We start from the raw sequence: 13,709 nt of genomic DNA, 5'->3' as shown, positions 1-13,709 counted from the left end.
AAATGTTTACCACCTCTCACATCTATATAAGATTGGCGTATAGGTTCGAGGTATTAGAATTCTATAATTGAGCTATAGTATTTATAGATATATGTCTACATGTTTTCCTTGTTGGTTGAATTAAATTTGTGTAATTGAAAGGTATTAAACATAAATAAGATGAAAGCAGCAGTATTAAACGGGTTCGGTTCAGTAGAAAAATTTGAAATTCTCAATATTCCAACTCCCAAGCCTGGAGTTGATGAAGTGCTCGTAAAAGTTATGGCGACATCGGTGAATCCGTTGGATTTCCAGGTGCGCAGAGGGGACTACAAAAACGAATTACAACTTCCGGTAATCACAGGGCATGACGTTTCGGGCGTTATTGTGGAGGTTGGAACAGGTGTTAAAAACTTTAAGGTTGGCGATGAAGTATACTACAGTCCGGAAATTTTCAATGGATACGGAAGCTATGCAGAATATCATGTTGCCAAAGAATCAATAATCGGAATCAAGCCTAAAAACATAAGTCATATAGAGGCCGCTACATTTCCACTTGCGGCAGGTACAGCTTGGGAGATGCTATTTATAAGAGCTCAGCTTAAGATTAATCAAACCATATTAATACATGGAGGTGCAGGAGGTGTGGGAATACCGACTATTCAATTAGCAAAAGCAATGGGCGCAACAGTGTATACGACGGCCAGAAGTGTTCATCATGAGTTCCTCAAAGGGCTTGGGGCCGATTATACCATTGATTATGAAAAGCAAAATTATATAGATGCAATTTTAGAAATGACAAATAATAATGGCGTTGATGTAGTGATTGATACAATTGGTGGTACCACCCTTTCAGACAGTGGAAAGATTCTTAATCAAATGGGCCAAGTAGTAACTTTGGTTGATATCGAAACCCCTCAAAACCTGATTCATGCATGGGGTAAAAATGCCACCTACCATTTTGTATTTACAAGACAGAATAGAAACAAATTGGATGAGCTGACCAAACTGATCGAGTCTGGAAAATTAAAGCCTGTCTTAAACCAGGTTTTCTCATTGTCAGAAATAGGTAAGGCCCACAGTCTGCTCGAGTTTAGAGATAGTGCCCCAGATTTTTATGGAAAGATCGGTATACAGATTGGGAGTTAAAAAGCTATTAGATAGAAGTGATGTAAACATATTATTCCATCTTATCTAGCGGGTATAAAAGATATATTGAACCGTATTCTAAGACGATAATCTTGCAGATTCACTTTGTTACTAATGTAATAAGAATGACAATTAGAAGGATAAGTAACTGTTGCGGAGTAGATATATGTCTACAATTTTTTTTGTCATTTATCTACGATTCTAGCGTTCGACATCTACTAAATTTGCTTTATGAATACTGAATACTAGAGTGCGGAAAGAATTTTTTGAAGCAGCGGATCTGCTTCATGTTATCGCTTACTTTAGTGCGGTTGAAAAAAACGTGAGATAATAATCAACAAGTTGCAGAGTATACTGAATCGAGGATAGGTTGTTTCTGACTTGCCTTATATTGGCAGATCCTTATCAATTGAGGTGTACAATATTGATTATAATGCTAATGTAGGTCAAGGAGATGTAAGAGCAATCCGCTTTATATTGCTCTGCAGAATTGTGACTATTCGTAATGGCTTGAATATGCTAATTTATATTACAGAATAATTTTAATAATAACACTAAATAATAAAGTAAAATGAGTAGTTTACCAATTCGTGACACGAAAGCAGACCATCTGCTAACTGGTGATAATTCAGTTTTAATCATTATTGATTATCAACCTCCTCAGATTAATTCTATTGCATCTATGGATAGGCAATTATTAATTAATAATATTAATGGAACAATCGAAGCCGCTAAATTATATAATGTGCCGATTGTCCTATCAACAGTTAATGTGAATTCAGGACTTAACCACGAAACCATCCCTCAAATTAAGAAACATTTGGAAGGAATTCCATCTATTGATAGGACATCAATAAATTCTTGGGAGGATAGAGAATTTGTAGAAGCTGTAAAAGCAACAGGAAGAAAAAAACTCATATTCACCGCATTATGGACGGAGGCATGTCTCGCTTTTCCAGTTCTGGATGCGCTTAAAGAGGGGTATGAAGTATATATGGTGGTTGACGCTGTAGGTGGAACATCTAAGGTTGCACATGATACCGCTATTAAACGCTTAGAAAATGCTGGAGCAGTACCAATTAGTACTGTCCAATTATTCTGTGAGCTCCAAAGAGATTGGAAAAGAACGGAGACAGTTCCTGGATTTTTGAAATTATTTATAGAGACAGGCGGTACAGCTGGCATCCAGTTTGGGTTTGACTCCGCTTCAAAAAAATAATTGGAGCGATATTTATTCTATAATCTTTTATGTGAAGAGAAATTGATAGAAGCTGATTATTAATAAAAAGTCCTACTTTAATAGTTTTGGATGAAATAAAATGAACTTAGCTTGCTAAATGAATTGTTTGATTTAGCAAGTTGAGTTCATATATTTTTTTCAATACAAATACTGATTGTGAACACAGGGGTAAACTAACCATTAATTTTAACTGAAATCCTATTTCTAAAATAGACTTTCGAATACCTGCTAGAGTAGTTGTTTATTTAAATATTAAACTTTCATTGAATTTGGAATCTATTCACTTTTTAAATGCGTGATTTATGGACGATATGATTTTAAATAACATTTCCAGATTTACGTCGCTAACCACTGATGAAAAACGTTTTTTTGAAAGTGTGCTGGAATTAAGGATGATACCTAAAAAAACGATTATTCACCATGAAGGTGATATATGTCAGTTTGAAGGTTTCATAAAAAAAGGCTGTGCCCGTGTTTATTATATGGATCAAAGTGGTTGTGAAGTAACGTTGTCTTTTGCGATAGAGGATTGTTGGATAACTGATATATGTTCTTTTTATGAGAAAAGTATTTCAGATTTTACCATAGAAACCCTAGAAGATACTGAAATGTATGTATTTACCTTAGAAACTAAGGAGAAATTATTTGCTAAAATTCCGAAGCTTGAAAGAAGCTTTAGATTATTAGTGCAACGAAATTTATCCGTTTTTCAAAATAGGCTAGTGAATATGATTCTTAAATCTGCGACCGAACGTTATCTAGAATTTATAAAAATGTATCCTTCAGTTCCAGCTAGAGTACCACAATACTATATCGCTTCATATTTAGGTGTATCTCCTGCATTTATTAGTACCATTAGAAAAAGGCTCTGTGGCAACAAATATATAATATTGTTGAATACATTAATTATGAATATCCTATAGGATGTGTAAAATTAATCAATTACATCAAATATCGGATTTACTATTTTTAATCAATCTGGGAACTTGAATATCAGGTATTCTTAAATATTTCCAGGATATAATTTTGTTGAATGTGCTTTTAAAATGAACATTACGAAATTTATATTATTTCATGTTAAGTTTTAATTTTCTGTTATATGTTAGATATTGTTATAGAAGCCAGAATGGCTCAAATTTCAGAAGGTTTTGCTGTTAAGCGGATATTGCCTTACCAACTCCGTAGAATGATTGGTCCTTTTATTTTTATGGATCATGGAGGCCCCTTGAATATTCCAATAGAGTCTATAAGAAGTTTGGATGTATTACCTCATCCACATATCGGTTTATCTACAGTAAGTTACCTCTTTAGCGGTATGGTGACCCATAGAGATAGTTTAGGTGTAGAGCAAATAATTACTCCTGGAGAAGTAAATTGGATGACAGCTGGTAAAGGGATAGTTCATAGTGAGCGCTTTGAAGACCCTGTAATGCTTGCAGGAGGTAAACTTGAGATGATACAGACTTGGGTGGCACTTCCGGAAAAAGAGGAAGAAAGCGATCCATCATTCACAAATTATAAGCCCACTCAGTTACCTGTGTTTACAGACAAAGGGGTCTGGATGCGGCTGATTGCAGGTGATGCTTATGGCCTGACAAGTGAGGTCAAAACACATTCCCCCTTATTTTACGTCCATGTTGAATTGGATCAAGGAGCACATTTTGGCCTACCAGTCGGACATAGTGAAAGAGGGGCATATATTGTGAGGGGGAGTCTTGAAGTTAACGGTATTATTTATAAATCTGGTCAGTTACTCGTTTTTACAAAGGGTATAGATCCTTTGCTAATCGCTAAAGAGCAAAGTACTGTCATGATGCTCGGTGGAGAACATCTCGGTGAGAGATTTATATGGTGGAATTTTGTTTCTAGCAAAAAGGAAAGGATCGAACAAGCGAAAGAGGATTGGAAGCAAGGACGTATTATTCTACCTCCAATGGACAATCAAGAGTTTGTTCCTTTACCAGAGGATAAAAGCAAGCCTGCCGGAGGCCCCTCACCAAATCACCTATCTTAGCCGTAAATTCTTTCCTCAAATACATTTGTACATCGAGATTATAAAATATGGAAATAGGAATTGATAGTTTTGCTTCAGCTCTTTACGGTAATAAAACGCTTCAAAGTGTTGATGCTATGGAACAATTATTGGAACGAATTGTAAGGGCCGACTTGTCGGGACTTGCAATATATGGTATCGGTGAACATCATAAAAAGGGATTTCTGGATTCCGCACCGGCGGTAATTCTTGCTGCTGCTGCTGCTAGGACAGAGAGAATACGTTTAACAAGTGCTGTTACGGTTCTCAGTACATCGGACCCTGTACGAGTTTACCAAAATTTTGCGACTTTAGATCTGATTTCAAAAGGAAGGGCAGAGCTTATCGTAGGAAGAGGCTCTGCTATCGAATCATTTCCACTCTTCGGGTATAATTTAGGTGATTATGACGAGCTTTTCAATGAGAAACTGGAACTCCTCTTAGCTATCCGAGAGAATGAATTTGTTACGTGGTCAGGCAAATACCGTTCTTCGTTGGTTAATCAGCCTGTCTATCCCAGGTCTATTCAAAAAAAGTTACCAGTTTGGTTGGGGGTAGGGGGGACTCCAGAGTCATTTGTTAGAGCTGGAAAGCTTGGACTTCCATTAATGGTAGCCGTGATAGGCGGAGATACCGCTCGTTTTCGCCCATTAGTTGACTTATATAGAAAAGCTGGCCATGAAGCCGGTTTTAGGCCGGATCAACTTTCGGTGGGACTACATTCACCAGGTTATGTATCACGAACAGATGAAGAAGCCATTGTTGAATACTATCCAGGATATGCTGAATTGTGGACTAAAGCAGGCAGGGAGCGGGGCTGGCCTCCTGTCACAAAGGAAGCTTTTGAAAGGATGATTGCGCCAAAAGGAGCACTTGTAGTGGGAGGACCCGAACAGGTTGCTGCCAAAATACTTAGGCATAGTGAAGCGCTGGGAGGAGTAGATCGCTTTACATTCCAAATGGATAATGCAGGTCTCAATCATGAACAATTATTACAATCTATTAAAATTATAGGCGAAGAAGTAATTCCCAGGGTCAATGAGCGATAGATCATATTTCACTTAAAACATCCATTATCTTCAAAGTGATCTTATAGTATAAGGGAGCAAAGCCCTCTTTTTAACGTGTAAATCCTCTATTTGCAAATCTATCGTCCTTCAGGATAGATATTTAATAAGCCGATCTTTAACTAGTTAAACAAGTTTTAGTTTATAATACTGGAACTTTGTGATACTACTAATGCCTATGAAATTGGTCTATTTGTCCTGTGAGATTTGCGATGCTTATTCCAATGGATGCAATTACCTATAGGTGATTAAAAGTTTATAATTGTTGTGGGTATGTGTAAGAGAGGCGTTTAAAAAGCTGTTTGTTAATAGTACAATGGATTAAAATTATTTGTAATCAAATTAAATATATAAAAAATGAAAAAAGTTATCTTATCATTTGTGTTGGGCTTGGCTTCAGTTGCTGTTTATGCTCAAAAACCGAGTCCTGAATTATTAAATCCAACCAATCACTCATTACTTTTGATTGATCACGAAGGTCAAATGGCATTTGCTACACATAATATTTCGACGACAGAATTGAGAAATAATGTCGGACTAGTGGCTGGTGCATCAAAAATTTTTAATGTGCCTACTGTTGTGACCACTGTTGCTGAAAAGTCATTCAGTGGCCCAGTATTCCCAGAAATACAAGAATTCTATCCTGAATCAACTTCTGGTTATATTGATAGGACAACTATGAATACTTGGGAAGATGTAAATGCGCACAAAGCAATCACAGGTAAAGGTAAAAAGAAGATAGTAATGGCAGGATTATGGACGAGTGTTTGTATAGTCGGCCCGGTTCTATCGGCTATTAGTGAGGGATATGATGTTTACGTTATTACCGATGCGTCTGGAGATGTTTCAAAAGAAGCTCATGAGCAGTCAATAGTACGTATGGTTCAGGCAGGAGCAAAACCAATTACTTCATTGCAGTATTTATTGGAACTTCAAAGGGATTGGGCTCGTCAAGAGACATATAAGCCTGTTAACGACTTGGTCGTTAAGTATGGAGGTGCTTACGGCGTAGGAGTTCAATATGCAAGAGAAATGTTAAAGCATTAAGAAACAGTAATAACTTAAAGGCAGGGTTAAATCTGCCTTTTTAATAAATAGATGATTATGAAAATAATTAAAAGCATTTTCCTTATCGCTTTTCTTTATAACGTATCGATGCTATACGCACAGCATGCCGATATTATTATAGCAAATGGGAAAATTTCTACTTTAGATGAAAAAAATTCTGAAGTTCAAGCTTTAGCTATTTCTGCAAATAGAATTTTGAGGACTGGCACAAATGAGCAAATTCTTAAATTAAAGGGGAAAAAGACCAAAGTTATTGATGCAAAAGGTAAACGTGTCATCCCAGGCTTGTTTGATAGTCATATGCACATGATACGGGCAGGTCGTTTCTACAATTCTGAATTAAGGTGGGATGGTGTAAAGTCGATCAAACGCGCATTAGAGATGCTAAAAGAGCAGTCCCAGCGTACACCAAATGGTCAATGGGTACGCGTTGTGGGAGGATGGAATGAATATCAGTTTGAGGAAAAAAGGCTTCCAACCATAGAAGAAATAAATGAAGCTACTGGTAATGTTCCTACATTTATATTGTATTTGTATGGCAAAGCTTGGTTAAATCAAGCTGGGTTAAAGGCGTTAAACATAACGGCCAATATAGATAACCCGTCCGAAGGGTTAATACAAAGAGATATAAATGGAAATCCAACGGGTTTGTTAGTTGCTGAGCCTAATGCATTTATTCTGTATTCCACATTAGCTAAATTACCTAATCTCACTAAGGTTGAGGAATTAAATTCTACCATTCAGTTTATGAGTGAGATGAATCGACTTGGAGTGACTGGAGTGATGGACGCTGGTGGAGGTTTTCAAAATTTCCCTGACGATTACAGTATAACAGGCGAATTGAGTAAACAAGGAAAAATTACTGTTCGTTTACCCTATTTTTTATTTGCACAAAAAAAGGGAAGTGAATTTGAAGATTACAAGAAATGGATAGGTATGATAGAGTTGCATGCTGAGAAACCTACGAATAAAGTTGATTATCATGCTGCTGGAGGAGGGGAAAATATTGTAGGTGATGCTGCTGATTTTGAAAATTTTTTATTTCCAAGGCCAGAACTTACTCCTGTTATGGAGTTTCAATTAGAAAGAGTAATACGCCTACTTATCAAAAACAGATGGCCCTTCCGACTACATGCCACATACAACGAAAGTATCTCTCGATTTTTGGATGTAATTGAAAGGGTCGACAAAGAATCCCCCCTCGATGGCTTAGTTTGGTTGGTTGATCACGCTGAAACAGTAAGTGAGGAGAATTTGCAACGTATCAAGTTACTCGGCGGCGGAGTCGCTATTCAACATAGAATGGCCTATCAGGGAGAAATTTTTGTTCAGCGTTATGGTAAAAAGCTAGCTTTAAATTCTCCACCTGTCAAAAGAATGTTGGAATTAGGAATACCCGTAGGATTGGGAACCGATGGAACACGTGTAGCCTCTTATAATCTTTGGGTTGCACTCTATTGGATTACTACTGGTAAAACCATAGGGGGAAATCAAATTATGGCAAAAGAAAACGTATTAGATAGGACTACAGCATTGCGACTAGCGACTCATAAAGGTTACGAATTAATAAAGGAAGAGAAAAAAGGTAAAATTGCAAAAGGTTATTTCGCTGATTTAGTGATCCTAGAAAAGGATTATTTTGCAGTATCAGATGATCAGATAAAAAATATTACAAGCCAATTAACCATCGTTGATGGTAAAATAGTATTTGCGAATAACGAATACAGCAATTACGCTCCAACACCACTACCCGTTATTCCTTCATGGAGCCCAGTTAAATACTATGGTGGTTATCAAAATAATTAAATCACATATTAAACATAGATACAATGGTAAAAGCTTTGAGTAATCGGCAAAGTAACAGAAGAATAATTTAGTAATCTGAATTTTATGATAAAGTAAGTTAAAAATGGAAAAGTATGATTATAAATGTATAGCTAACTCATTGATGGGTTTATGAGACAAATCGAGACTTTTAATTTTACTCCTATCAGTAATGAGAGACAGAAGATACACATTATTTCTTTGTCTGAGCGATTACGCAAAGGAAAAGGAAGCGTAGTTAAGCCTCATCGTACCAATTTCTATATTTTGTTTTTTGTAACACAAGGGGTTTTGAAGCACCTACTTGACTTTCAGGTATGCGAAATTAAGCAAGGCGATTTTTTAATTATTAGGCCTAATCAAGTCCATGCTTTTCTTCCAGGTTTTGATTCAGAGGGTGTTATTATAGCTTTTGCCGAGGATTTTTTATTGCATAAATCTCCTCACTATTTTTTATCAGAAATTTCAAGGTTTCTAAATGAGTTATCATTTGACTGTCCATTTCATTTGGATGATGATAAACGGGAGAAAGTTGATCTGATGATTCATATGATTAAGCAGGAATTGTCAAATCCATATGATACATTGCAAGAGAACTTATTACAAAATCATCTTTCGACCTTATTATTATTTTTAGTAAGGGTTATAAGAGGTAATTTTGACTACTCCACGAGAAAAAATAGGGAATTGCTATATGCTTTACAATTTAAGAGATTAGTCGAGGTTTATGTCGGAAAACAATCAACAGTATCATATTTTGCTAAAGAGCTCGACATAAGTATTCGATGCCTTCAGAAATTTTGTGAGTTGCATTTTGGTAAATCACCCAAAGTAATTATTCAAGAGTCTTTATTAATGGAGAGTAAGCGGATGCTTATTGACCCTTCACTCCAAATCAAGCAGATTGCATACAAATTAGGATTTAACGAACCTACCAACTTTACAAAGTTTTTTAAAAAATACAGCAAAATTTCACCTGAACAGTTTCGTCAATCGCTCTTTTAATACTAATTCCCTAAACTTTTTTATTGCATGAATCAGTTACGTTTGGAATACACCTACAAACGATTGGTAGGACTCTTCGCTTGCTGAAGAGCAGAGCTGTTTTTAATTCTCTGATACAGTGCACTGGAGCTTTACTATATGGAATAATTTCCGTCCTTCGTATTATTGTAAGTCTTAAGAAGAGAAAATTTTGTTAAATGACTATTAATAAGAGAATAATCTTTTTAATTGTCATTTTTGTATGATACTGTGTTGACGTACGTCCAGCCTGTATTTTTCTATTCCTATAAATAGTAATGACAAATACGATAGGAAAAACAAGATTTGGATTAGCAATAGTGCTGCTCTAAACGTAATACTATACCGACTTGCTATTATAGTAGTTGGGATGCTCTGTGTCATGATTTTTTACTTTCTAAAGGATTTTTGTATTTCTATATATTCTGTTAATCAATCGTCCGTTATAGTTTATTGTAAGACTGTCAGCAGAATACCATTAATCTTATTTCATACTACTTTTTCTAGTGAAGTTTTTGCGAATTTTACTTAAAAAGGCTTGTGTTATACCTAAGTAAGATGCAATATAATATAAAGGTATTCTGCGTAGGATTGATGGATATACGCTAATAAATTCTACATACCTTTCAGTAGCTGTTGTAGTAAAAATTTTTACCAGTCTTTTTTGAGTTGTAGATAAATTCTGTATTATTTGATTATAAAATACTCCCTCAAGTTTTGGTATTGATTTGCATATTTCCTCTTTAGCATGAGAGGATAGAAAATATATGTCGGTCTCTTCTAATGTCTCGATTGAAAATAAGGAGGGAATCCTTTCGTAAAATGAGCACACATCGCTTACCCAGCAATCTTGTATTGCAAAAGCTAATGTTACTTCGTATCCATTGTCATCTATATAGAAAATACGGATACAGCCTTTCTGTATGTAGGCATTAAAGTCACATATATCTCCAGCCTTAAGAACAATTGTTTTTTTTGGAATAGATTTAAAAACGAGCATTCCGGTAAAAAGCAACTCTTCTTGTGCGTCTAATGTTACGTATTTAGAAATATTGTTTAAGATGGTAGAATACATCACGTTTCTATTTAAACCTGCTTAGAATTCTTCTTTTTAATACTTAATGCCTGTGAGGGACATTTGGCCACTTGGTCAATAATTTCCTGTATGCTTGCATTTTCAGGTTTGATCCAGGGACGCTGTTTTGGATTATAAACTTTAGATAGTGTATGAACGCAAATGCCCGCATGCTGGCATAAATGTGGTTTCCAGATAATCGTGATTTCTTCTTTAGGATATTCATGTATTTCCATAGTAGTATTTCGTATTTTTATTGATTAGATAATGTAATTAGGTAATTTAGCTTAAGCCTATCACGCTTGTAGATGGGCAATTTTTTTAGAAACTATTTGTTTTCGAGTAACCAAATTGTACCTCGCATCGTGTAAAGTCTGCCATCAGGTAATGTTATATTATAATAGGCAATTCCATTTTCATGATCTTCGATGTGGGTTACAGTGGCTCCTGATTGTTCCTTCCAAGTGACAAGGTAAAGCTTTGTCCGGAGCTTTATAATGTTGGTATCGACGCGTTCGGTATAACCACTTCGCGCTAACGATCCTCCTTCGATGACTGTAAAAACCATTGAGCAGTCTGTTTCAAAAAAAAGTTCGATGATGAGAATACCTGAATACATCAAATATCGCCTACCCAATAATGTATCATTCATCTGAATGTATAACTTCGTATCTTATATCCCTGTATTACTTTTGCAAAAATGCAATCAATTCCGAATTAAATTTTTATTTCTCTTCGAGAAATAAACCATGTCCACTATTCCTAAATTTTACTATATAAGAGTTTGCGATTCCCCGATGGATTTGCTCGGCTAGTGAGAATTTACAAATTGCGTCTAGTTCACCATGAAAAATAGCAGTAGGTAAACTAATTTGTGAGAGTTCATTGCTCAGGTCCGAATCACGTAAGGCTATTAAGCTCTGGGTGGTGGCATATGCAGACGCTTCCATGTTGATGCCATATAGCCAATTTGTAATGCCAAGTGGTAAAGCATTATTGTTAGCAGCGAAAAGCTTACCAAAATTTTCTATGAGCTTTGGTCTGTTAACCTTACTTAGCGCAATTAATTCATTTACACTTTCTTTTGTGAAATTGATCGAGGGGTCATTTTGTGCGGTCCATTGCGGAGCCGCAGCTCCAAATAAAGCAAGTTTTTGTATTACAGGATTATTGTACTTTGCAACATAATGGATTGCGATTGCTCCGCCCATAGAAAAGCCGCCTAAGGTGACATTTTGAAGATTTAATTTTTTAATTATTATATGGATATCCTGCGCAAAAACATCATAATTGTAATTACTATAAGGTTTATCTGATTTTCCAAATCCTCTTAGAGTAATGCAAATTACCCGATATCCATTTTCTATTAGGCTATGATATTGGTATTCAAACATCGCATTACTTAAGGGCCATCCATGTATCAAAACGATAGGGTTTCCTTCTCCGAGGTCCGTTACATGCAGTTTGATATTTTTTTCAACTTTAATAAATTCTTTGCGAGCTGTTATTTTTTTTGTTTTTTGTGAAGCTAATATCGAAGCTTCCGCTGTTATCAATGAATTCATATTATTTTAAATTTGATAATGTTATTTTATATGATCTTAGTCCAGGAAGACATATAATGACTTTATTTTTCCATTTTCGAAAACTGCAATATCCATTCCCGTGGCTACAATATTGTTTATATCTGGGCCAAGCCCCCACAATAACCTGCCTATATTACTGTTGGTATCGGTTCGCCCAAGCTGAAAAAAGTTAAAAGATGTGGGTATGGAATCCAGAATTTTCTGTAGGCTTTTATTTATAGCCGTATAACCAGATACTTGATGCCCCAGATGTAATAAGCATTGCTCTGCATAAATCGCCGCAATTGCTTTAAATCGGATATAGTTGTCTCTCTCATTCCAGACATGCGCCAGATTTGTTTCCATTAATTCCGCTAGATCTTTGTTCATCTTAATTATAACTTTAAATAGAAAATAATTATTCCTTTCAAATAAATTCAATCAGCATGCAATATCACTTCCATAATTAAGGAGGTTGGATAACGAATTTGTGGATTCAAGATGAATTTTAGGATGCATTTGTTTTTATTATTAAGCTTGACTGCGATTTATAACTTCAACTACATTAAGTAGAGGGGTGCTACGTTTGTAAATATGAGGTGTACCTGTTATACTTTCACCTAATCCACAAGAGTCTTAAAGGTCATCGTAGATTCTTAGTTTTTAAATTCATAAATTGAAATGGTTCATGATCGTATCAATGTTATCTGGACGAAGTAAATCAACCAGGCCAGCTGAGGGTGTGTTTTCCATAATTGTCTTAAAATATTTGATTAAACAAATTTAAATCAACTGTGGAATACTTTTGATAGATAAATGGCATATAAAATTGTCGACAAATGTCGATATTTTTATAATTAGATCCAGTGGTATTACCTTAGTTGAGCTTTTTGGAAAAATGTATTTCGATGGGAAATTATAATTTTACACCATCTAAAATATAAATTGGAGAAGATTTTACTTCTTCAGGGATCTTTTTCGTATTCTGCTCAAGGTATCTTTCGTTATTCCAAGATAAGAAGCAATGATGTGTTGAGGGAACCGCTGTATAAAATACGGATGGCGTTCAATAAAATCAGCATAACGTTTTTCTGCGGTATTGCTGATGGTACTGGTAATCCTTTTTTGACTGGCAATATAATTCAGCTCATCCAATTTCAATCTAAATTCATTAAATGAGGGGCATTCCGTCTGTAGTTTGAGGTTGTTTTCTCTAGATAGTAGTAGTACTTCACAATCTTCGCACGCATCAATATTGAATTGGGTGGGCGTGAGTAGCGCATAACTCTCACGGTCTCCAGCCCACCAATTTTCAACGTATAAATCTACATTGTGTTCCAAACCCTTTTCATCAACATAAAATTTTCTCATTGATCCTTTTAAGATGAAAGCCATATATTTGCAAATATCTCCTTCTTGGAGCAAATATTGTTTTTTTCTGATTTTTTTTTCAATAAAATGCCCGATGAAATAGGTGAAATCCTTTTCTGTTAATAATGTGGTGGCGTAGCTATTTATATACTGAAGAAGTGGATGCATAGCAGTAGACTAATTGTAAATATAATAAAAATTTTTTATAATAAAATTGTTTTTATCTAGACCATTGCAATTAATATTAATCGATCCAGTATGCTAATTATTATGTATTAAGTTTATTGTATAAGATTCCTAATGGCCCTACTAAACA

14 protein-coding genes are annotated in these 13,709 nt (G+C 35.4%); 8 read left to right on the top strand and 6 right to left on the bottom strand.

From position 1 onward, the window contains the following. Positions 1–159 precede the first annotated feature (159 nt). From HX021_RS13690 to HX021_RS13655, 8 genes are all read left to right on the top strand, one after another. Positions 160–1,128: a zinc-dependent alcohol dehydrogenase family protein gene (locus HX021_RS13690; RefSeq protein ID WP_286590964.1), complete on the top strand. Its 969-nt coding sequence runs from the start codon at positions 160–162 to the stop codon at positions 1,126–1,128. Positions 1,129–1,699: 571 nt separating this feature from the next. Beyond that, a complete protein-coding gene (locus HX021_RS13685) occupies positions 1,700–2,347 on the top strand; it encodes a hydrolase (protein WP_286590963.1) in 648 nt (215 codons plus the stop codon). Positions 2,348–2,670: 323 nt separating this feature from the next. Further along, positions 2,671–3,291, top strand: a complete 621-nt coding sequence (locus HX021_RS13680; protein WP_172392616.1) for a Crp/Fnr family transcriptional regulator — start codon at positions 2,671–2,673, stop codon at positions 3,289–3,291. A 176-nt stretch (positions 3,292–3,467) separates the two neighbouring features. Next, positions 3,468–4,382 (top strand): pirin family protein, encoded by a 915-nt coding sequence (locus HX021_RS13675; RefSeq protein ID WP_172392617.1) that lies wholly within the window; start codon positions 3,468–3,470, stop codon positions 4,380–4,382. Between the two features lie 47 nt (positions 4,383–4,429). Then, positions 4,430–5,449: an Atu2307/SP_0267 family LLM class monooxygenase gene (locus tag HX021_RS13670; RefSeq protein ID WP_172392618.1), complete on the top strand. Its 1,020-nt coding sequence runs from the start codon at positions 4,430–4,432 to the stop codon at positions 5,447–5,449. A gap of 375 nt (positions 5,450–5,824) precedes the next feature. Continuing rightward, positions 5,825–6,514 (top strand): hydrolase, encoded by a 690-nt coding sequence (locus tag HX021_RS13665; RefSeq protein ID WP_172392619.1) that lies wholly within the window; start codon positions 5,825–5,827, stop codon positions 6,512–6,514. 57 nt (positions 6,515–6,571) lie between these two features. Continuing rightward, a complete protein-coding gene (locus tag HX021_RS13660; RefSeq protein ID WP_286590962.1) occupies positions 6,572–8,341 on the top strand; it encodes an amidohydrolase in 1,770 nt (589 codons plus the stop codon). 150 nt (positions 8,342–8,491) lie between these two features. Then, a complete protein-coding gene (locus HX021_RS13655; RefSeq protein ID WP_286590961.1) occupies positions 8,492–9,364 on the top strand; it encodes an AraC family transcriptional regulator in 873 nt (290 codons plus the stop codon). 502 nt (positions 9,365–9,866) lie between these two features. Here the strand turns inward: HX021_RS13655 and HX021_RS13650 are convergent. The 6 genes from HX021_RS13650 to HX021_RS13625 all read right to left on the bottom strand — a co-directional run bounded on the left by HX021_RS13650 (position 9,867) and on the right by HX021_RS13625 (position 13,561). Next, positions 9,867–10,457 (bottom strand): Crp/Fnr family transcriptional regulator, encoded by a 591-nt coding sequence (locus tag HX021_RS13650; RefSeq protein ID WP_286590960.1) that lies wholly within the window; start codon positions 10,455–10,457, stop codon positions 9,867–9,869. A gap of 11 nt (positions 10,458–10,468) precedes the next feature. Further along, on the bottom strand, positions 10,469–10,693 hold the full coding sequence (locus HX021_RS13645) for a (4Fe-4S)-binding protein (protein WP_286590959.1): 225 nt from the start codon (positions 10,691–10,693) through the stop codon (positions 10,469–10,471). 92 nt (positions 10,694–10,785) lie between these two features. Further along, positions 10,786–11,109: a MoaF-related domain-containing protein gene (locus HX021_RS13640; RefSeq protein WP_502959005.1), complete on the bottom strand. Its 324-nt coding sequence runs from the start codon at positions 11,107–11,109 to the stop codon at positions 10,786–10,788. 73 nt (positions 11,110–11,182) lie between these two features. Then, the gene (locus tag HX021_RS13635) at positions 11,183–12,022 is read right to left on the bottom strand and encodes an alpha/beta fold hydrolase (RefSeq protein WP_286590957.1); all 840 of its coding nucleotides are present in this window, start codon (positions 12,020–12,022) and stop codon (positions 11,183–11,185) included. A 36-nt stretch (positions 12,023–12,058) separates the two neighbouring features. Further along, entirely contained in the window at positions 12,059–12,412 is a 354-nt protein-coding gene (locus HX021_RS13630; protein ID WP_286590955.1) for a nuclear transport factor 2 family protein, read from the bottom strand. 567 nt (positions 12,413–12,979) lie between these two features. Beyond that, entirely contained in the window at positions 12,980–13,561 is a 582-nt protein-coding gene (locus tag HX021_RS13625; RefSeq protein ID WP_286590954.1) for a Crp/Fnr family transcriptional regulator, read from the bottom strand. Positions 13,562–13,709 lie beyond the last annotated feature (148 nt).

It is taken from the genome of Sphingobacterium sp. N143 (genome assembly GCF_030325625.1).
Classification (GTDB): domain Bacteria; phylum Bacteroidota; class Bacteroidia; order Sphingobacteriales; family Sphingobacteriaceae; genus Sphingobacterium.
This window is presented reverse-complemented; position numbering and strand designations above follow the sequence as displayed.